Origin of the sequence: Halorubrum saccharovorum DSM 1137 (genome assembly GCF_000337915.1) — an archaeon.
GTDB classification, from domain to species: Archaea; Halobacteriota; Halobacteria; order Halobacteriales; family Haloferacaceae; genus Halorubrum; species Halorubrum saccharovorum.
In genome coordinates, this window is sequence record NZ_AOJE01000011.1 from 153,268 (window position 1) to 174,036 (window position 20,769).

Annotated in this window: 15 protein-coding genes; 10 read left to right on the top strand and 5 right to left on the bottom strand. The window is 72.2% G+C overall.

What is annotated here, in order from left to right:
* Positions 1 to 22 precede the first annotated feature (22 nt).
* The 5 genes from C471_RS03935 (at position 23) to yciH (ending at position 6,441) form a co-directional block, all read left to right on the top strand.
* On the top strand, positions 23 to 1,369 hold the full coding sequence (locus tag C471_RS03935) for a dihydroorotase (protein WP_004046728.1): 1,347 nt from the start codon (positions 23 to 25) through the stop codon (positions 1,367 to 1,369).
* Positions 1,370 to 1,611: 242 nt separating this feature from the next.
* Entirely contained in the window at positions 1,612 to 2,652 is a 1,041-nt protein-coding gene (locus C471_RS03940; RefSeq protein WP_049908953.1) for an AAA family ATPase, read from the top strand.
* Positions 2,653 to 2,656: 4 nt separating this feature from the next.
* Positions 2,657 to 3,715 carry a DUF58 domain-containing protein gene (locus C471_RS03945; RefSeq protein WP_004046730.1) on the top strand — a complete coding sequence of 353 codons (1,059 nt, stop codon included), beginning with the start codon at positions 2,657 to 2,659 and terminating at the stop codon, positions 3,713 to 3,715.
* Complete coding sequence (locus C471_RS03950) at positions 3,712 to 6,054, top strand: transglutaminase domain-containing protein (protein WP_004046731.1); 2,343 nt, start codon at positions 3,712 to 3,714, stop codon at positions 6,052 to 6,054. Before C471_RS03945 ends, C471_RS03950 begins: the two co-directional genes overlap by 4 nt.
* A gap of 93 nt (positions 6,055 to 6,147) precedes the next feature.
* On the top strand, positions 6,148 to 6,441 hold the full coding sequence (gene yciH, locus C471_RS03955) for a stress response translation initiation inhibitor YciH (protein WP_004046732.1): 294 nt from the start codon (positions 6,148 to 6,150) through the stop codon (positions 6,439 to 6,441).
* Positions 6,442 to 6,555: 114 nt separating this feature from the next.
* Here yciH and C471_RS03960 read toward each other — a convergent pair whose 3' ends face one another.
* On the bottom strand, positions 6,556 to 7,419 hold the full coding sequence (locus tag C471_RS03960; RefSeq protein WP_004046733.1) for a geranylgeranylglycerol-phosphate geranylgeranyltransferase: 864 nt from the start codon (positions 7,417 to 7,419) through the stop codon (positions 6,556 to 6,558).
* 67 nt (positions 7,420 to 7,486) lie between these two features.
* Between C471_RS03960 and C471_RS03965 the strand changes: the two genes are divergently transcribed.
* A complete protein-coding gene (locus C471_RS03965) occupies positions 7,487 to 8,116 on the top strand; it encodes a helix-turn-helix domain-containing protein (protein ID WP_004046734.1) in 630 nt (209 codons plus the stop codon).
* An 85-nt stretch (positions 8,117 to 8,201) separates the two neighbouring features.
* Here the strand turns inward: C471_RS03965 and C471_RS03970 are convergent, their stop codons facing one another.
* Entirely contained in the window at positions 8,202 to 9,431 is a 1,230-nt protein-coding gene (locus tag C471_RS03970; RefSeq protein ID WP_004046735.1) for a TIGR04347 family pseudo-SAM/SPASM protein, read from the bottom strand.
* A complete protein-coding gene (locus C471_RS03975; RefSeq protein WP_004046736.1) occupies positions 9,428 to 9,811 on the bottom strand; it encodes an Htur_1727 family rSAM-partnered candidate RiPP in 384 nt (127 codons plus the stop codon). The genes C471_RS03970 and C471_RS03975 overlap by 4 nt, the downstream gene beginning before the upstream one ends.
* A 235-nt stretch (positions 9,812 to 10,046) precedes the next feature.
* Between C471_RS03975 and C471_RS03980 the strand changes: the two genes are divergently transcribed.
* The 3 genes from C471_RS03980 to C471_RS03990 all read left to right on the top strand — a co-directional run bounded on the left by C471_RS03980 (position 10,047) and on the right by C471_RS03990 (position 14,646).
* Positions 10,047 to 11,303, top strand: a complete 1,257-nt coding sequence (locus C471_RS03980; RefSeq protein WP_004046737.1) for an ABC transporter substrate-binding protein — start codon at positions 10,047 to 10,049, stop codon at positions 11,301 to 11,303.
* 54 nt (positions 11,304 to 11,357) lie between these two features.
* Positions 11,358 to 12,113, top strand: a complete 756-nt coding sequence (locus C471_RS03985) for a helix-turn-helix domain-containing protein (protein ID WP_004046738.1) — start codon at positions 11,358 to 11,360, stop codon at positions 12,111 to 12,113.
* A 94-nt stretch (positions 12,114 to 12,207) separates the two neighbouring features.
* On the top strand, positions 12,208 to 14,646 hold the full coding sequence (locus C471_RS03990) for a heavy metal translocating P-type ATPase (RefSeq protein WP_004046739.1): 2,439 nt from the start codon (positions 12,208 to 12,210) through the stop codon (positions 14,644 to 14,646).
* A gap of 566 nt (positions 14,647 to 15,212) precedes the next feature.
* On the opposite strand, the gene C471_RS03995 is transcribed toward C471_RS03990, so the two are convergent.
* A complete protein-coding gene (locus C471_RS03995; protein WP_004046740.1) occupies positions 15,213 to 16,313 on the bottom strand; it encodes a hypothetical protein in 1,101 nt (366 codons plus the stop codon).
* 334 nt (positions 16,314 to 16,647) lie between these two features.
* On the bottom strand, positions 16,648 to 18,924 hold the full coding sequence (locus tag C471_RS04000) for a hypothetical protein (protein WP_004046741.1): 2,277 nt from the start codon (positions 18,922 to 18,924) through the stop codon (positions 16,648 to 16,650).
* 119 nt (positions 18,925 to 19,043) lie between these two features.
* Here C471_RS04000 and ggt point away from each other — a divergent pair, with 119 nt between their 5' ends.
* Positions 19,044 to 20,672, top strand: coding sequence for a gamma-glutamyltransferase (gene ggt / locus C471_RS04005; protein ID WP_004046742.1), 1,629 nt, complete (start codon positions 19,044 to 19,046; stop codon positions 20,670 to 20,672).
* Positions 20,673 to 20,769: the final 97 nt, after the last annotated feature.

Here is a 20,769-nt window from a genome sequence, read left to right on the forward strand (position 1 = left end):
GGCGCGCCGCGAGCGCGTAGCCATGCTCATCACGGGTGCGGAGCTGGCCGACGGACGAGTCCGCGACGTTCGGGTCCGAGACGGGACCGTCGACGCGGTCGAACCGACGAACGCGGGACTCGACGCCGACGCCGGCGAGCGCGTCGTCGACGCGCGGGGGCGCCACCTCCTCCCCGGCGCCGTCGACGCGCACGTCCACTTCCGCGAGCCGGGCGCGAGCCACAAGGAGACGTGGACCTCGGGCTCGCGGGGCGCGGCCGCTGGCGGGGTCACGACCGTCGTCGACCAGCCGAACACCTCGCCGCCGACCGTCGACGGCGACGCCTTCGACGAGAAGGCCGACCTCGCCGCGCCGTCGCTCGTCGACTACGGGATCAACGGCGGCGTCACCGCCGACTGGGACCCCGAGAGTCTCTTCGAGTGCCCCCTGTTCGCGCTCGGCGAGGTGTTCCTCGCGGACTCGACCGGCGAGATGGGGATCGCCCTCGACCTGTTCGAGGAGGCGCTCGCCGAGGCCGCCGCCCGCGACGTCCCCGTCACGGTCCACGCGGAGGACGAGACGCTGTTCGACGAGAGCGCGCTCGACGGCGACCTCGGCGGGGTCGGCACCGCCGCGAACGCCGACGCGTGGTCGGCCTACCGGACCGCGGAGGCCGAGGCCGCGGCGGTCGAGCGCGCCCTCGACGCGGGCGCCGAGAGCGACGCGCAGGTGCACGTCGCGCACACGTCGACACCCGAGGGGATCGACGCGGTCGTCGAGGCGCGGGAGGGGGCGACGGGCGACGCCCCGCCCACCTGCGAGGTGACGCCGCACCACCTCTTCCTGTCTCGCGAGGACGCGGGGCGGCTCGGCACCTTCGGGCGCATGAATCCCCCGCTCCGTTCGGAGGAGCGGCGGGCCGGCGTCTTCCGGCGACTCCGCGACGGCGACGTCGACGTGGTCGCCACCGACCACGCGCCCCACACGGTCGCCGAGAAGCGGCGGGGACTCGTCGACGCGCCGAGCGGCGTGCCGGGCGTGGAGACGCTCTACCCGCTCCTGCTGGAGTCCGTCCGGAAGGGGAACCTCTCCTTGGAGCGCGTCCGCGACGTGGTCGCCGCCAACCCGGCGTCGATCTTCGGGATCGAGGGGAAGGGCCGGATCGAGCCGGGGGCCGACGCCGACCTCGTGCTCGTCGACATGACCAACCCCCGCGAGATCGAGGCCGGCGCGCTCCACGGCGCGGCGGACTGGACCCCCTTCGAGGGTCTTCTGGGCGTGTTCCCGGAGCTGACGACGGTCCGCGGCGAGGTCGTCTACGAGCGCGACCCCGTCACCGGCGCGGAGTCGTTCGGCGAGCCGGCCGGCCGGAACGTGCGGGAGCGATAGGTCGTTCGTCCCCGTCGACGGACGGCGCGTCCCGAAGCCCGCGCCGCACGCGGCTCGGCGGAACGCATATGCCGCTTCCACCCTAATCCGAGCTATGTCGATGACTGTGGGTACTACTCGCACGGTCGACCCCCGGCGGGACGGCGCGCGCCGACCCGTCACCGCCGCGGAGGTGGGCGCCCGCCCGGACCGGGTCGCCACACGTGGACCGCGGACCGCGGTCCGTGACGACGGGCGACGCCATGACTGATCCGGGGGAATCCGGCCCGCTCGGGGCGGGCGTCGGCGAGCCCGACGCGGACGGCGACTCTGGGACGGTCGCCTCGGCGGCGGACGCCCCGGACGCCGCCGAGGGGCCCGCGATGGAGCCCGCGGCGGTCGCCGAACTCGCCGAGCGCGTCGCCGACAACGTGGAGGAGGTGATCGTCGGGAAGCGGGAGGCGGTCGAGCACGTCGTCGTCACCCTGCTCGCCCGCGGCCACCTCCTCGTCGAGGACGTGCCCGGCGTCGGGAAGACGACCCTCGCGAAGGCGGTCGCGCGCTCGGTCGACGGCTCGTTCAAGCGCGTGCAGTTCACCCCCGATCTCCTCCCCTCCGACGTGACGGGCGTCAACGTGTTCGACCAGCGCACCGACGAGTTCGAGTTCCAGCCGGGGCCGGTGTTCGCGAACGTGGTGCTCGGCGACGAGATCAACCGCGCGCCCCCGAAGACGCAGTCGGCGCTCCTCGAGGCGATGGAGGAGCGGCAGGTGACGACCGACGGGGTGACCCGCGAGCTCCCGAACCCGTTCTGCGTGATCGCGACCCAGAACGACGTGGAGCCCGGGCAGACGTACGACCTGCCGGTCGCCGAGGTCGACCGGTTCACCAAGAAGATCCGGCTCGGCTACCCCGACACCGACGAGGAGGCCGAGATCATCGGGCGGATGGCCGGCGACCACCCCGTCGAGTCGGTCGAGCCTGTCGCGACGATCGAGGACGTTCGGCGCGCCCGGACCGCGGTTGGCGCGATCGAGGCGACCGAGGAGCTGCGCCGGTACGTGGCGCGGCTGGCGGTCCACACCCGACGGAACGCCCGCCTCGGCGTCAGCCCGCGCGGGAGCCTCGCGCTGTTGCGGGCCTCGCAGGCGCGCGCCGCGCTCGACGGTCGCGGCTACGTGATCCCGGACGACGTACAGGCCGAGGCGCCGACGGTGTTCGCTCACCGGATCCGGTCCGACTCGGGCGGCGCCGACGGCGCCGAGATCGTCGCCGACGCCCTCGACCGGGTCCCCGTGGAGTGAGCCGATGCCGAAGGCGACCCTCACCCGGCGCGGCCGCGTCGTCGGCGCGGTCTGCGTGCTCGGCGGCCTGCTGGGGCTGGCGGCGGGCGGACGCGCGCTCGACGCGGTCGTCCTCCCGGGGATCGTCGCGCTCGCCGCCGGCTACGTTCAGTTGGCGCGGGTCGAGGACCCCGAGGTGCGGCGGGTCCCGCCGGCGGACGGGTTCGTCGGCGAGCGCGCCGAGGTCCGTCTCGAGCTCCGACCCGCGACCGCGGGGGCGTCCGGGACCTTTCTGGCGGCGATCGACGACGACACGGACGACGGGCTGGAGGGCCCGGAGGCGCCGATCCGCGCGTCGATCGGAGGGGGCTCGGTGACGTATCGGGTCCGGTACCTGCGGCGGGGAGAGCGCAGGCTGGGGCCGACCAGAGTGACCGCGACGGACGTGTTCGGGCTCTTCGACCGCGAGGTGGTCGTCGACGACACGGACGCGGTGATCGCGTATCCGACCTGCCACCCGATCCCGGCGCGGTTCCGGCGGGCGCTGTACGCCGACGACGCGGTCGGCGTGAGCCGGCAGCGCGAGGAGTTCGACCGGTTGCGGGAGTACGCGCGCGGCGACGCCCTCCGGGACGTACACTGGCCGACGACCGCGAAGCGCGACGAGATCGTGGTCAAGGAGTTCGCCGCCGAGACGCGGCGCGGACGGGTGTCGATCGCGGGCGGGACGGCCGGCGAGCGTGAGGGGGCCGACGCCCTCGCGAGCGCGGCCGCCAGCCTCGCGCTCGCCTTGCTCGACGACGGGGTCCCCGTCGATCTGACGCTGCCGGCGGGGAGCGTGTCGGTCCTCCCGGGCCCACAGGGGCGACGCGCCGCGCTCGAACTGGCCGCGGTGACCGGTCCCGGCGCGGTCGCCGTCGACGACGCCGACGTGGAGGTGATCGCCGACGCCGACGGCGCTCGATATCGGACCGGGGGGCGAACCGTCGCCGTCGACGACCTCCGGGCGTCCGCGGGCGAGGGCGAAGAACCGGCGGACGCGGAGCTCCCGGCTCGCCCCGAACCGGAGGCGGGCGGGCGATGAGCGGACGAACGCCCGGAAACGGGCGGCGACGAACTACCGCCAATCGCCACCGAGCGTCGGGGGAGCCACCGGACCTCGGCCGCGAGGAGGCCGACGCCCCCGCCGACGACTGGAGCGGGTTCGCGGATCCCGCGATCGTCGGCGTCGCGCTCGTCACCGCGGCGTACCTCGGCGTGTTCTTCGAGGCGACTAACGTGGTCGGCGGGACGGCGCGGACCGCCGCGGCCGTCGCGGTCGCGGGAGTCGCCGGCGCGGTCCTCTCGCGCGTCGTCGCCGAGCGCACCGCCGTCCGGCTGACCGCGGTCCTCTTCGCCGCGGGGCTCGCCGGCTACTACTTCGCGGTCCCCGCGAGCCGGCGGGCGCTCTTCTCGGTCGAGAGCGTCGCGCTCGACGTGGTGTCGCTTCTGACCGGGCTCTCGATCCTCCGACTCGCGCTCGCGGACGTGTGGGTGCTGGCGGTCGCGCCGGTGCCGACGTTCCTCGTCGCGTACCTCGCCGGCCGAGGGCGACACGCCGGGGCCACTGCGGTCGCCGGCGGCGCGCTCGGATTCCTCGTGTGCACCGGCGACGCCGGGGGGCTGGCCGCGCTGATCGGCGTCGTCGGCGCCGCGCTCGCCGCCGGGCTCTCGACGCTGTCAACGCTCGACGCGCTACGGAGCCACGGCGACCAGTTCGCCGCCGTGCTGGCGGCGATGGTCCTCGTGAGCGCGACGGTCACCGTGCTGCCGGCGGGCGCGGCGCAGCCGTGGACGGCCGACCGCGGCCAGACGCTGGAGTCGTCGCTCGGCGCCGGCGACGAGGTGGAGGTGGTCGGACAGACGCGGCTGTCGCCCGAGGTGCGGTACGAGATCGAGAGCCCGGTCGAGTCGAACTGGCACGTCGCCGCCTACGACACCTACACCGGCGACGGCTGGGTGCGGTCCGGCGAACGGTCGACGCTGGAGGGATCGCTCGACGGCCCGCCGGGCGAGACGACGACGGCGAACGTCACCGTCACCCCGCAGGTGAAGTCGACGGCGCTGCCCGCGCCGTGGCAGGCCGTGGACGTGCGCGGCTCGGGCGCCTCGACCGCGCAGGTCGACGAGCGCGGAGCGCTCCGGCTCGGCGCCGCGCTGCGTCCCGGCGAGACGACGACCGTCGAGAGTCGGGTGCTCGACGCGGAGCCCGCGGCGCTCCGGAACGCCAGCGCGGAGTACGACCCCGCGATCGAGGAGCGGTACACCCAGCTCCCGGAGAGCACGCCCGACCGCGTCGGCGAGCGCACCGAGGCGATCGTCGAGGCGGCGGACGCCGAGAACCCCTACGATCAGGCCGCCGCGATCGAGCGGTACCTGATCGAGGAGTACGACTACTCGCTCGCCGTCGAGAAGCCCGAGGGCGACGTGGCCGACGCGTTCCTCTTCGAGATGGACGCCGGCTACTGCACCTACTTCGCGACGACGATGGTCGCGATGCTGCGTTCGCAGGGGATCCCGGCGCAGTTCGCGACCGGCTACTCCGAGGGCGAGCGGGTCGGCGAGGACCGATACGTCGTCCGGGGACAGGACGCCCACGCGTGGGTGAAGGCGTACTTCCCGGGGCACGGCTGGGTCGAGTTCGACCCGACCCCGCCGAGCGAGCGCGAGGAGGCCCGGAGCGAGCGCCTCGCCGAGGCTCGCGAGAGCGGCGATGCGGACGTCGACGCCGAGGGGGCGGAGCCGAACGGCGAGCCGACGCCCGCCCCGGAATCCGGCACGACCTCCGGGTCGGAAGACGAACCGCTCTCGGAGACGAACGAGAGCAACGGGACCGCCGGCGACGGGGCGGGCGACGCCACCGGGACCGACAGCTTGCCCGCCCAAGGCGGGTTCTCACAGGAGCGACTCATCCGGAACGGGACGCCCGCCGGCGGCGCCGATCCGGGCGCCAGCGGGGGCGACGGCGGGTTCCCGCTTCCGTCGCGGGAGGCGGTCGCGTACTGGCTGTTCGTCGTGATCGTCGGCGTCGCCGGCGCCCGCCGGTTCGGCCTCGCGGCGCGCGCGCGCCGCGCCGTCCGGATTCGGGTGCCCTGGGGCCGCGACGAGCCCGCCGAGGACGCGAAGCGGGCGTTCGCGGACCTGGAGCGGCTGCTGGCGCGGCGCTACCGCGAGCGGCGGCCCGGAGAGACGCCGCGGGCGTACCTCGACGACCTCCCGCTCCGCGACGGCGACGAGCGCGCGCGGACGGTCGGCGAGACGTACGAGCGAGCGGCGTACGCCGGGTCCGTGACGCGCGCGGAGGCGGACGAGGCGCGGCGGACGGTCCGCCGGCTCGCGCTGGAGCGGACGCCCGTGATCGGTCGGCTGTTCGACGGGGAGTGAAGCGGTCCCGGGCGGGGGGCGACCGCGCTCGCCGTGCACGGCGCTCGCACTCCCGACACTATTTAATACGGGCATCCTGTAGTTTCGGTCGTAATGTCGGAAGTCTGCTCGACGTGCGGACTGCCCCAGGAACTCTGCGTCTGCGAGGACGTCGCGAAAGAGTCCCAGCAGATCAGCATCCGCATCGACGAGCGCAGGTACGGTAAGGAGGTAACGGTCATCGAAGGATTCGACCCGAAAGACGTGGACATGAGCTCCCTCTCGTCGGATCTCAAGTCCAAGTTCGCCTGCGGTGGCACCGTCGAGGACGGCGCCATCGAACTGCAGGGGAACCACTCGGGTCGCGTGGAGGACTTCCTCCGCGATAAGGGCTTCAACGTCGCGTGACCGTCACCTAACTGTCCGTCGTCGAGCGGTTCGCGGGTTTCGGTTCCCGGATTTTTCAGTGGTTCCGTCCGACGAGCGACGGCGTAACCGATCGCGACCGGACGGATCGCATTTTTAAACAAGCAGCGCAGCGCGACCGGCGACGAACGCGACCGCCGCGAGGAACGTCCCGTATTTGAACCGCCGCTGTGCCGCCGCCGGGTCGGCGAACGCCTCGTAGCAGGCGTACAGCATGACCGCGTCGGCGACCGCGACGAGGAGGAGGTAGGCGCCGCCGAACGTCCCGGAGAGGTACGGGAGCGGGCTGGCGGCGACGGCGACGACGAGCGAGCCGGTCGCGATCCACAGGGACCGGCGCTCGCCGATCGCGACGGGGAGCGTCCGGAGCCCCTCCTCCCGGTCGCCGACCACGTCCTCGACGTCTTTGATCACCTCGCGGGCGAACGTCGAGAGCGCCGCGAGCAGCGCCAGGACGACGACCGCCCGAGGCCGCCCGACGGCGGCGCCGCCGAACAGGAACGTCGAGCCCACGAGATACGAGACGAGGGCGTTGCCGAGCCCCGGCGTCCCCTTGAAGACGGTCGTGTAGGTGACGAGGGCGACGAGGTTGACCGCGGCGATGGCGAGCGCCAGCAGCGGAAGGGCCAGCGCGAGCGCGACGGCGGCCGCGAACCAGACGCCGGAGATCCCGAGCGCGCCCCGCGGCGAGACCGCACCCCGCGGAATCGGACGGTCCGGTTGGTTGATGGCGTCGATCTCGCGGTCGAAGTAGTCGTTGATCGCGTTGCCGGCGGCGACCGCGAACGCGGTGGTGACCGCGGCGATCGCCGCCGGGGCGAGCGCGTCGCCGGTACCGGCGACGAACGCGCCGGTCGCCGTGAGGACCGCGGCGGCGACGCAGTTGCCCGGGCGTGCCAGTTCGAAGGCTCCGCGTGCTGTCTCGCGCACGTCGTCTTCCTCCACCGCGGCGCGGCACATAAACGGCGCGTTCTCGGGCACTGAGGATCCGCCGAGCGTCTAAGCCGCCGGCCGGACAAGCAGGTCCATGGCCGAAGCCGCAGGGGACGGACGCCGGCTCCGCGTCGACCTCGACATCGATCCGAGCGACGACTGGGACTGCCCCATCGTCTCCGAGGTCCCCGACGCGAGCGACGTGGCCGTCAACGCGGTGGGTCACGAGTGCACCGTCGACGTGCAGCCGGCCGACGGCGACGGGTTGGTCCGCGCTCGCGGTGAGGTCTCCGACGACTGCCTCTGTCGGATCTTCCAGGGGTTCGGGTGCGTCCCGCATGTCCGGCGCGTCGAGGACGGGACGATGCTCGTGACCGCCTACGTCGACGACCGGGACACGGTCCGCGACGTGGTCGGGGAGCTCAGGGAGGTCCTCGATCACGTCCGGCTGGTCCGGCTCGCGGTCGTCGAGGGCCCGGAGGCGACCGAGCAGGTGACCTTCGACCTCTCCGCGCTCACGCCGAAACAGCGGGAGGGGCTCGAACTCGCGGTGGTCCGCGGCTACTTCGACGGCGACCGCGACGTGGGGCTCGGCGAGCTGGCCGCCGAGCTAGGGATTAGCAAGTCCGCGCTCTCACAGCGGCTCCGGACCGCCCAGGCGAAGCTCGTCACCGACGTGTTCGACGAGATCGAAGGAGCGGAGTCGGATTCCTCCCACGGCTGAAGCCGTGGGCTTCCTCCTTGTTCCTCTGTGAGTTTCGCGGGCGCGGGCGTCGACCGCCGCCGACGGCGGCAGTCGGACCGATAGCTCAGTCCGCGTCCGCCGCGGAGCCGCCCCGAACCCGACTCAGCGCCGCGTTCCCGTCGCGTTCGGCCTCGGTGAGGTAGCACTTCGGATCGGGAGCGAACGGGTCGTCGTGGGCTGCCAGCGCGCGGAGCCGCGAGCCGCCGCGGCAGATCGACTGGTACGCACAGTCGGCGCACCGCCCGGAGAGGCGGTCCTCCCTGTTCCGGAGCCCGGAGAGCAGCGGGTTCGACTCGTCCGACCAGATCGCGCCGAACGACCGGTCTCGGACGTTTCCGGGCGAGTACCCCTGCCAGAACTGGGTGAGGTGGACGTTGCCGACGGGGTCGACGTCGGCGACGCGCTCGCCGGTGGGGTCGCCCCCGTTGCGTTCGAGGTACCGGTAGATGAGCCGCGCGCGGTCGGTCCCCATCTCGCGGTCGGCGTACTCGACGAGGTGGCCCGCGTCGGCGTAGTTGCCGACGAGCAGCGTCTCGATCTCCTCGCCCTCCTCGTGGTACTCCCGGGTGAGGTCACACAGGTCGGCGACCGCTCGCCGGGTCGCCTCCGGGCTCAGGTCCACGTCTGAGATGTCGGCGCCGCGCCCGCCGTAGTCGAGGTGGTAGAAGCAGAACCGGTCGACGCCCACGTCGACGAGCAGGTCGACGACCCCCGCCAGGTCCTCGACGTTGTGCTCGGTGATCGTGTACCGGAGCCCGGTCTTGAGCCCCACGTCGAGACACGCCTCGATCCCGCGGACCGCGGCGTCGAACGCGCCCTCCTCGCCCCGGATGCGGTCGTTGCGCTCGGGGAGCCCGTCGACCGAGACGCCCGCGTACTTGAGGCCGGCCTCCTTCAGCTCGCGAGCGCGATCACGAGTCAAGAGGGTCCCGTTCGTCGAGAGCACGGGGCGGACCCCAGCGTCGGCGGCGTGGGAGACCAGTTCGGGGAGGTCCTCGCGGACGAGGGGTTCGCCGCCGGAGAAGAGGATCACCGGCACCCCGAACTCGGCGAGGTCGTCGATGAGCGCCTTCCCCTCCGCGGTCGACAGCTCGTTCGGCGCGCCCGCCTGATCGGCGGCGGCGTAGCAGTGCTCGCAGTAGAGGTTACACCGCTTCGTGGTGTTCCAGACGACGACCGGGCGCCGCTGTTTGTCGTCCGTGATCTGGGGCTTCTCCGACCCGTCGGCAGCGTCGTACCGGAGCCCGTCGCTCTCGGCGTCGAGGCCGCAGAGGAGCTTGCTGACGGAGATCATCGGGACCCCTCCGCGTCGTCGTTGTCGGCCGCGTCGGCCGCAGGCGCCCCGCCGCACGAGACGGTCGGAGTCCCCTCGGTCTCCTTGTAGACGCGTGGCTCGTCGGCGTCGGCGGGTGCCTCCCCTCCCGCTTCGTCGCCCGCGAGCGACTCGGCGGAGTACCGGTGGGTCTCGTCGGCGGGGCACACCCACACGTCGCGGGCGTACCACGCGAAGAGCTTGCTCGCCTCCTCGTGGGCGGCGTCGGGCGTCGGCGCGGCGACGGTCCCGACGTGACGGAGCGGGTCCGTCTCCTCCTCGCGAACGAACACCTCGAAGCGTCGGCCGTCCACGGAGCGCGCTCCGCCCGATCCGCCGGTTCGGTCAGTCTTCTCGACCATACCCGGAGTACTCACGACCCACCGAACCCGGTTTCGAGGGTTCCCACGGCCGCGAAACGCGCCCGAACACGTTCGGACGGCGAACGTATGAATCATATTTCGGTATATCAAATCGTCTTTCGCGTCGGATTACCGGCTTCGGGAGGCGGGACCGCCACGACGTGCGCGACGCCGAAGGATTTCGGCTCGCCTAAAAATCGAAGTCGTTATTAAGTTTTAGTCTGGCCTAAAACATATGGCAGAAGACCACGCGACGGGAGAACAGGCGGGAAAAAGCGCGCCGACTCGGCGAGACTTCGTGGCGTACGGCGGCTCGATCGCCGCCACCGGGCTGCTCGCCGGGTGTACCGACAGCACGGACGCGGGCCCGACGGGTGGGGGAGACGGTGACGCCGGAAACGAGAGCGGCGGAGGCGGGAACGACGGAGGCGGGAGCGACGGAAGTGGCGGAGACGGGACCGACGACGAGTCCGGGGAGGAATCCGCGCCCGAGACGTACACGGTGACGATGGAGCCGGTCGGATCGGTCGAGTTCGAGGGCGTCCCCGAGACGTGGGTCGCCAACAACGGGAGCTGGGCGGACATGGGGATCGCGCTCGGGCAGGCCCCGCCGGAGGCCGTGTACCTCACGTCGCGGTACCACACGCAGTATTACGACGAGATCCCGGGGCTGAGCGTCGACAAGAGCGGGATGACCTCCCTGTGGGAGAGCGAGCTGGACGTCGAGAGCTTCCTCGAACTGGGCGAGGACGCGGACGTGTTCGTGATAGATCCGAACTTCATCCTCGGTCGGACCAGCAACTGGGAACAGGAGGACATCGACCAGATCGAGTCGGCGGGAACGCCGTTCTTCGGCAACAGCATCTTTTCACGCGGCTACGGGTGGCACGACTACGAGTACCTCTCGCTGTACGAGGCCTTCGAGAAGCTCGCCGAGGTCTTTCAGGAGCGGGAGCGCTACGAGGCGTTCGACGCGGTTCACGAGGAGTTCCTCGGCCGGGTCGACGAGATCGTTCCGCCGGAGGGCGAGCGACCGTCCGTGGCCATCATGTGGCCCCAGCCGGTCGACGAGCCCACGGCGTTCTCCCCGTACCTCATCGACGGGGGGACGAGCTTCAAGCAGTGGCGCGACCTGGGCGTCGAGGACGCCTTCGCCACGACCGGAGTCCGAGACTTCCACAGCGACCGCGGGCAGGTCGACTACGAGACGCTGCTCGAAATCGACCCCGACGTGCTGCTGCTCCGCGGCAACGAGGCCAAGACCGAGGCCGAGTTCCGGGACACGGTGGTCTCGTTCATGGAGGACCACAACGTCGCGAGCCGGCTCACCGCCGTCGAGAACGGAGACGTCTACCGCGGGGGGTCGCTCTATCAGGGACCGATCACGAACCTCGTGTTGACGGAGCGGGCCGCCGGTCAGGTGTACGGAGTCGACGAGGAGCTGTTCGACCGCCAGCGCGTCGCGGACATCGTCAGCGGCGACTTCGAATAGGCCGGGTCGTCAGCGAGGCGCGCGTTAATACCCGCCGAGCGCTTACCGCCCGGTATGCGCGAACTCGTCTTCGCCCTCGAGTACGAGCCGGGGCGCAACAGGGTCGCCGACGCGCTGGCCGACCACCCCGGCGCCCGGGTCCGGTCGCTGTCGGTCCACGCCACCGACGACCACCTCTGGCGCGTCGACCACGCGGCCGGCACCCCGGCCGCGCTCGACGATGTCGAGGCCGCGTTCCTCGACGGCGACTACTACGCCGACTGCCTCGCGACCGAGCACTGCGGAGCGACCCAGACCACTCGCGTCCTCGATCACACCGACGACGCGCTGGTGTTGTACACCGACTGGGAACCCACGCCCGTCTGCGCGTCCGTGCCACACATCGCGCGCGACCACCTCGGGGAGAGCGTGCTGTTCGAGACGCGCCACGAGGGGCGCCACTACACCTGGCGGCTCATCCACTCCGGCGAGGGCGACGTGGGCGACTTCTTCGACGCGCTCCGAGCGGCCGTCGGCGACGCCGCCCGGACCGAACTGCTCAAGACGGCGAGCGCCTCGGGCGCGACCGACGGGCCGGGTTCGAACGGGGGCGACATCGGCCTCAGCCCCGAGCAGGAGGCCGCGCTCAGGGCCGCCGTCGAACACGGATACTACGAGTCCCCGCGCGAGGTCGACGCGGGCGACCTCGCCGACCACCTCGACGTGCCGCGGTCGACGCTCACCCACCGGCTCCGTCGGGCCGAGGAGCGCCTCGCGAAGGCGCACGTCGCCGAGGAGCGGGTCGTCGACGCCGGACCGGCCTCGGAGTGAGACGGCGGCCTCGACGTCGCCCCGCTCATTCGGCTCGCAGCACTTGGAATATTCCAACCAAGGCTTATCGATATACGGGCCCACTCTCCACGTAATGAGAGACGGCTCAAGCGAAACCGACGGGGCCGACGGTGGCGGCGGTTCCGATACCGACGGTAGGCGCCGGGAGCTGACCGCCAGCCTCGCGGTCCCCGAGATGGACTGCCCCTCCTGCGCCGGCAAGGTCGACAGCGCGCTCGGGCGCTTGGACGGAGTGACCGACACCGCGCTCAACCCGACCGCCGGGACGGCGACGGTGACGTACGACCCCGACGCCGTCGACGAGGACGACGTGGTCGCGGCGATCGAGGGCGCCGGCTACGAGGTCACGGGCGGGCGGTCGGCCGGCGGTGGGGACGGCGACGCCGGAGGCGCCAGCGGCGCCGACGCGGGGTCCGGCGGCGTCGCCGTCGCGCCCCCCGCCGAGGTCTGGACGACGCCGCGCGCGAAGAAGACGTGGCTCGGCGCGGCGCTCGTGGTCGCCGGGCTCCTGTTCGAGTTCGTCCTGACCGGGCGAAATCCCGCCGTCGCGAGCGTGCTCGGCGCCCCCCTCTCACTCGCCGACGTCCTGTTCATCGGCGCCGTCGCGGCCAGCGGGATCCCCGTCGTCCGCGGCGGCTACTACTCGGCGCGCAACCGGAGCCTCGACATCGACCTGCTGATGGGGACGGCGATCGTCGCGGCGACGGGGATCGGCTACTTCGTCGAGGCCGCCACGCTCGCGGTCCTCTTCAGCGTCGCGGAGCTGTTAGAGGACTACGCGATGGACCGCGCGCGCGACTCCCTGCGCGAGCTGATGGAGCTGTCTCCGGACGAGGCGACCGTCCGGCGAGAGGGCGAAGAATCGACCGTCCCCACCGACGACGTGGCGGTCGGCGAGACCGTCGTCGTCCGCCCCGGTGAGAAGGTCCCGCTCGACGGGACCGTGATCGAGGGCGAGAGCGCGGTCGACGAGTCGCCGATCACCGGCGAGAGCGTCCCCGTCGACAAGGCGCCCGGCGACGAGGCGTTCGCGGGCGCGATCAACGAGGAGGGGTACCTGGAGATCGAGGTGACCTCGACCGCGGGCGACTCGACGCTCGCGCGGATCATCGAACTGGTGCAGGGCGCGCAGGCCGAGAAGACCGAGACCGAGCGGTTCGTCGACCGCTTCGCGGGGTACTACACGCCGGTCGTGGTGGTGCTGGCGGTCCTGACGGCCGCGATCCCGCCGCTGGTCATCGCGGAGCCGGTGACCGTCGACCTCGCGGGGTACCCGTTCGTCTTCGCGGCGGACTGGGGGACGTGGTTCGTCCGCGGGCTCACGCTGCTCGTGATCGCCTGTCCCTGCGCGTTCGTCATCTCGACGCCCGTCTCGGTCGTCTCCGGGATCACGAGCGCGGCGAAGAACGGCGTCCTGATCAAGGGCGGCAACCACCTCGAAGCGATGGGCGACGTCGACGCCGTCGCGCTCGACAAGACCGGGACGCTCACGAAGGGCGAACTCGCCGTCACCGACCTGCTCCCGCTGGGCGACGCCGACGAGGCGACGCTGCTGCGCCGGGCCGCGGCGCTGGAGCGACGGAGCGAACACCCGATCGCGACCGCGGTCCTCGACCGCGCCGACCGCGCGGGCGTGACCGACCTCCCCGAGCCGACGGGCTTCGAGAGCCTGACGGGGAAGGGGATCCGGGCCGAGATCGGCGGCGAGACGTACTACGCCGGGAAGCCCGCGCTGTTCGAGGAGCTCGGGTTCGACCTCTCGCGGGCCCGAGCGGAGACCGACGGCGGGGTCGTCGCCGAGGGCCGCGACGGCGAGGAGGCCGCCGAGGACGGCTTCGCGGCCGACGCCGAGCCCGGCGAGTTCGCCGAGGGAGCCCTCGCCGCGCTGGAACGCGAGGGAAAGACGGTGGTGCTCGTCGGGACGGCGACGGCGCTGACCGGGGCCGTCGCGGTCGCCGACGAGGTGCGGCCCGACTCGAAGCGGGCGGTCGAGCGCCTCCGGGAGTTCGGCGTGGAGCGCGTCGTGATGCTGACCGGCGACAACGAGGGGACCGCGCGAGCCATCGCCGAGGAGGTCGGCGTCGACGAGTACCGCGCCGAGCTGCTGCCGGAGGAGAAGGTGGAGGCGGTCGAGTCGCTGCAGACCGAGTACGGCGAGGTGGCGATGGTCGGCGACGGGATCAACGACGCGCCCGCGCTGGCGACCGCCGAGGTCGGCGTCGCGATGGGCGCCGCGGGGACGGACACCGCCTTGGAGACCGCCGACATCGCGCTGATGGGCGACGACGTGGCGAAGCTCCCGTACCTGTACGCGCTGTCGCACACCGCCAACGGCGTCATCCGCCAGAACGTCTGGGCGAGCCTCGGCGTGAAGTTCCTGCTCGCGCTGGGCGTCCCGCTGGGGCTGGTGAGCGTCGCGGTCGCGGTCGTCGTCGGCGACATGGGGATGAGCCTCGGCGTCACCGGCAACGCGATGCGGCTCTCCGGGATCGAGCCCGAGTCGTTCGAGTGAGGCGGACGGGTCGACGTCGGAGCGCCGCGCCGCACGAACAAACATGAACAATTATTAAGGATGCGTTCATCGGGGGAGACGTGCCACCCGTAGTACACTGCTGACCCGAGCTCGGAATCGGAGACGGCGATCGGTCCCGAGGGTCCGAGCACGCGCGAGACGAGCATCGAGACGGAACCGGCGTCGTCGACCGACGACGCGCCGGGCGACGACGAGGAGAGCGACGACCTGCCCACCGCGGCCGAGGCGGTCGCGCAGTGCGCGGCGACGTTCGACGCGACGGACACGGGGCGGATCCCGAACGGGACCGGACGGTGGAACGCGTACGCCGGGTCGTGTCACGGCGGGGACTGACCCGCTCCGCGCCCGGACCCTTTTAGACGACGAGGCGAGTAGTCGCGAGCGGCCGATGACGATGCACCGCTCCGAGCTGCCTCGGCACCAGCGATGACGAGCCCTATGAGTGCCGAGGCCGCCTTCTGTCGGTAGCGGCTGCCGAGCGAAGTCGAGGTTCGACGGGATCAGGAGCACGGCAGCCCGACTCCCTGGGATCGTCGGGACGGCGGTCACTCGGAGTCGCGCTCGGACGCCGTCGGCGACTGCTCTTCCTCCACCACGATTCCCCGCCGAATTCCCCGGATCAGCGCTTCGAGACTCTCGGCGTCGGCGTCGAGATCGACGCCGAGCGTGAGCGCATGCTGCCCGGTCGCTGGTCGGGTGTGATCCGAGGCGGCTGCCGCCTCGTCGTCGCCCGCCCCCATCGCCGCTTCCTGCGCTGTTTCTGCCGCTACCTCCGCCTTCTCGGCGGCCGTCTTCGTCTCCTCGGCTGCACTCTCGACCTCGTCGACGAGCGATGTGAGATCGGAGAGGATCCCTTCGGGGAGTTCACCGAGTTCGGCGGCAGCGGTTTCGGCGCTCTCTGCGGTCTCCTCGGCGGCCCCCTCCACCTCCTCGGCGGCCTCTGCGGCCGCGTCCTCGACTTCCTCGGTCGCTTCTTCACCGGTTTCCTCGGCGTCCTCAGCCGCCGATTCGGCTTCCGTCACGGTCCCCTTCGGCGCTTCTTCGGCCGCGTTGCCCTCTTCGGAAGCGTTCTTCTCGGAAGCGTTCTCCTCGCCCTCTGTGGACCCCTCCACGTCGTCGGCCTCCTCGGCGGCGGCTTCCCCGGCGCGCTCGGTCTCCGGGAGGCGGTACCGCCCCTCCTCGTCCCGGTCGAGCAGACCGGCCCAGTCGTACAGCTCCAGCAGCGTAGTGAGCCCGCTCCGGACTCGGTCGGCGTCGAGGTCCTGACCGGTGACGGCCGCAACGAGAGGGACCAGGTCCGCCTCCGCCGTGGGGTTCTCGCGGACGATTCCGCGGACCTGATCGGTCACGGGCCACTCCGCGAGGGCCTCGCGAGCGTGTTTCCGCGCCTGCACCTCGTCCTCGACGGCGACCGCTCCGGCCAGCGCCTGGCCGCGATCCGTGAGGCGGTGTTGCTGCCCCTCCGGTTCGAGCAGCCCGAGCTCTTCGAGGAAGCGGGTCTGTCGCCCGACCGCGTCGGCGATGTCCGTCGCGTCCTCGACGGTCGAGGTGTACTTCGGTTCGGCCGCCGCGCCGACAGCGGACCAACCGGCGACGATCTGCAGGAGGGTGTCGAGGCTCACCCCCTTCGGAATATGGTGGGTCATCGTCGGACGTGCGACCGCCCGGACAAAAAATGGACGACCAAACCTGCCCGCGTCCCCGAATCCGACCGCTCCACGGGTTCGCCCCATACCGGGCGACGATCAACTGCCGGACGCCAAATTGATATAGCGCTTATCGATACACGACCGCAGTTCCGCGCCGTCGCGCCCTCGACGCGAAATCCGGCGCTCTGGCCGGTAACAGCGATCATCGACGCGACGACGCCGGCATCGCCTTATAACGGAACGCGGAGCGCGGGGCTGCCGATCGGGAGGTCGAGACACGGTCGTGGGATCGGGAGTCTTCCGTGAGTCGGGGCGGCGACGCGCGTCGCCTTCACAGCGGGGCGTCGATGGCGTCGTTGGCGCGCTCGATCCCGGCGAGCGCCTTCGGATCGAGCGCCTCGACCGCGCCGTCGTCGTACCCGGCTTGGTCGTCGGTCGCGAACGCGTCCCTGACCCGCCACAGCGCTGAGGCGGCCGCGGAGAGCCGGTCGTCGGCCGCCCGCTCCTCGTCGTTCTCGGCGGCGGCGACCGCTCCGGCCGCCGACTCCCGCGCGCGGGAGATCCCGTCGAGCACCGGGTCGGACGCGGTTCCGTTCCGGTCCCGATCCGTCTCCCCGGCCGTCCCGTTCTCGGGAGTGTCGTCCGCGTCGTCGTCGTCCGGGCTGAGCGACTCGGCGAGCGCGTACAGCTCGTCGAGCTCGCCTCGGAGCGTCCGGGCGAGCGCGGCCTTCCCGGTTTCGACCCGCTCGCGCACCGCCTCGCCGTTCTCGTCGAACGAATCCGGCGTCACGCGGTACGCTCCCGTCGCGCCCGCCCGGTCGACCACCTCGACCGTGTACCGACCCTCGCGGTGGACCGCGACCGCGAACCGATCGGTCTCGACCGGCGCGCCCTCGTAGACGACGCCGGCATAGTCCTCGACCACGCGCACGCGTTCGACCCCGTCGGCCTCCCGCGCGTCGCCCCGGATCCAGCCGGCGTCCCCGCTGGCGACGACCGCGAGGTCCCCGTCGCCGCCGACCCGGACGAGCCCGCCATCGTGGGTGAATCGGGACGCGATCGGCGCGATCCCCGGCCCGTTGGCGACGAGGAGGTGCGGACCGGGCTCGACGCGGAGGTACTCGAAGACGCCGCCGCGGGTGACCGTCGCGGTCGGGTCCTCGCTCGCGAGCCGGACGGCCAGCTCGGTCGAGAGCGGGAACAGCGACACGCCGGCGACGCCCGTGACCGCGTCGGCGGCTCCGTCCGTGACCCCGTCGAGCGTACCGCCGGTCCCGGCCCGGAGCTGTCGCACCCGACCGGCGACGCGGTTCGTGAGCCCGTCGGGCTCCGACCCGTCGATCCGCCGGCGGTGCGCGGGGTCGGTGACGTCCGAGAGCGGGTCGGCGAACCGCTCCTGTTCCCACGGCGTGCCGACCGACGTGATGTGGCTCGCGAGCACATCCTCGGCGAATCCGGGGACCGCGAACTCGAAGCTCAACTGCGGGCCGACGAAGCCGTCGATCGCCTCGCCGAGCGGCGAGAGCGGTTCGAGCGCGTAGGTCGCGTCCGCGTCGACGGCGCTGTCCGGGTGGGCGAGCACGAGCCCGGGCTCGCGCAGGGGGAGGTCCTCGGGCGGGGTCGGGAGCCCGCGCCACGACCCGACGGTCACCCGCTCGTCGATCAGGTCGGTCCGCTCGATCGACAGCGACGGGTGCTCGTGGAGGGGGGCGCCGTCGAGCTCCGGGAGGACGAACGGGAGCCGCGCCCCCTCGTCCCGGGGGAGGCCGTAGGCGAAGGGCGCGCGGAGGCTCGCGGAGACGTCGATTGCGTCGTTGGTCACGTCGGAGACCAGGTCGCCGACCGGAAGTCGCTCGAAGCTGGGAACGAGTCCGTTGACCTCGCTGGCGCTGGAGTGCGAGCCCACCTCGGAGAGGATCCCGGGCCGCGAGCCGTCCGGGATCTCCGGATCGAGGAACTCGTTGTTCGGGCTGGCGCGGGAGTGCGCGCTGGCCGAGAGCAGCAGCGGGTCGCCGCTCTCGCGGTCGACGAACACCTGCAACAGCTCCCAGTCGTGCCAGTGGAAGTTGACGGTGAACTGGTCGAACGCCGAGTAGAGCCAGTACTGCACCGCGTCGACGCCCGGCGCCGCCTCGACGACGTTGTAGAACACGGTGGGCGCGGGCGGCGACCCAGTCTCGCGGAACGCCGCCGAGTACTCGTCGAGCGCGGTGAACCCGTCGACGACGGCGCCCTCGTCGGTCTCGACGACGTACGGTCGCGGGTCGGTGGGGTACCACTTCTCTAACGCCCCGAAGTACAGGTCGGGCGCGTACCGACTGACCACCGCGGGGATCTCCGCGGGCGCGTCCGCGAGAGCGTCCTCGTCGGCGGGATCGCCGTCGTTCTCGGGATCGCCGCCGTTCTCGTCCGCCCCGTCCTCCCCGCCGGACGCCGGGGCGGGAGCCGGCCGCGAGAGGTACCACGCGCCGGCGACGCCGCCGCCCGCGAGCGCGGCGAGTCCCGCGTACCCGAGCACGCGGCGTCGGCCGGGGTCCTCGGGAGACCCGCCGCTCGGTGGGCCCTCGCCGCTCGACTCCCCGTTCGTCTCCTCGTCTCGACCGGTCATCTGATCCCGTGATCTCAGGACCCCGATACGGTAAATGGTACCGACTCACAACCGTCGTCTCGAACCACACCGGAACTGTCCGGGGGGACGTTTAACCGGGTTCCGTCGAACGTGTTGCCATGGACCCAGACGTGGACCGGTTCGGTTCTCGGCGGTCGACGGTGTACGGGCAGCGCGGCGTGGTCGCCACGAGTCAGCCGCTCGCGAGCGAGGCGGGGATCGAGGTGCTGCGCGACGGCGGGAACGCGTTCGACGCCGCGGTGGCGACCGCCGCCGCACTCAACGTTGTCGAGCCCACGTCGACGGGGTTGGGGGGCGACGTGTTCGCGCTGTACCGCACCGCCGACGGCGAGGTCGGCGCCATGCGCGCGTGCGGCGGCGCGCCCGCCGACGCGACGATCGAGAACGTCCGGGCGTCGCTCGCGGCCGACGACGACGTGGACGAGGACGACCCGAGCGCGGTCGAGATGCCGACGACCGGGGCGCAGACGGTGACGGTTCCGGGGACCGCGCGGGGGTGGGAGGCGACCGCCGAGCGGTTCGGCGAGTTCGGCCTCGACCGACTCCTGCGGCCGGCGATCCGCTACGCGACGGAGGGCTACCCGGTCAGCGAGGTGATCGCGGACGCGTGGACCCAGGGCGAGGGCCTGTTCGAGAGCGACCACGCCCGCGAGGCGTACCTCTTCGACGGCGAGTCGCCCGCGGTCGGGCAGCGGGTGACGCTCCCGCGGCTCGGGGAGTCGATGGAACTGATCGCCGAGGAGGGCGCCGACGCCGTCTACGAGGGCGAGATCGCCGAGGCCATCGCCGCGGAGGTGCAGGCGGCGGGCGGGTTCATGACCGCCGAGGATCTGTCGGACTTCGAAGTCGAGTGGCCGGAGCCGGTGTCGACGACGTACAACGGCGCGGAGGTGTACGAACTCCCGCCGAACAACCAGGGGCTCGTCGCGCTGGAGGCGCTCAACGTCGCGGCCGAGGTGGGCGCCGGCGAGTACGACTACGACTCGCCCGAGCGCGTCCACTACTTCGCGGAGGCGCTGAAGGTCGCCTTCCACGACGGCCACCGCTACATCACCGACCCGGCCTACGAGGAGGTCCCGCCGCTCGCCTCCGCGGCGTGGGCGAAACGACGAGCGGCCGAGGTCGGTGAGACGGCCAACCGCGGCGTGAGCTTCGGCGTCCCCGACGCCAACGCGGAGGACGCCGACACCGTCCTGCTGACGGTCGCCGACGACGAGGGGAACGTCGTCTCGTACATCAACTCTCGGTTCGCCGGGTTCGGCTCCGGGCTCGTCGCGGGCGAGACGGGGATCGCCCTCCAGAACCGGGGCTCGTCGTTCTCGCTCGACCCGGAGCACCCGAACCGCCTCGAACCGGGGAAGCGACCGTTCCACACGCTGATCCCCGGACTCGTCCGGTTCGACGAGGACGACTGGGCCGCCTTCGGCGTGATGGGCGGGTACATGCAGCCGCAGGGGCACGTGCAGGTGATCTCGAACCTCGTCGACTACGAGATGCCCCTCCAGCGCGCGCTCGACGAGCCGCGGTGGCGCTACCGCGAGAGCGGCGAACTGGCGCTCGAACCGCAGGCTGACGGGGCGATCGCCGCGAAGTTGGCTCGGAAGGGCCACGACGTGTTGACCCTCCCGCCGACCATGTTCGGCGGCGCCCAGATCGCGCGGTCGCGGGACGGCGTCCTCTCGGCGGCAACCGAGCCGCGGAAGGACGGGAACGCCCAGGGGTACTGACCGATCGCGATAGCGACGGCGAGACCGAACGGCGGGCGTGTTTATGTTCTTGAGATACCACCCAATGTGGGTGAAGACGACGGACGACGGACACTTC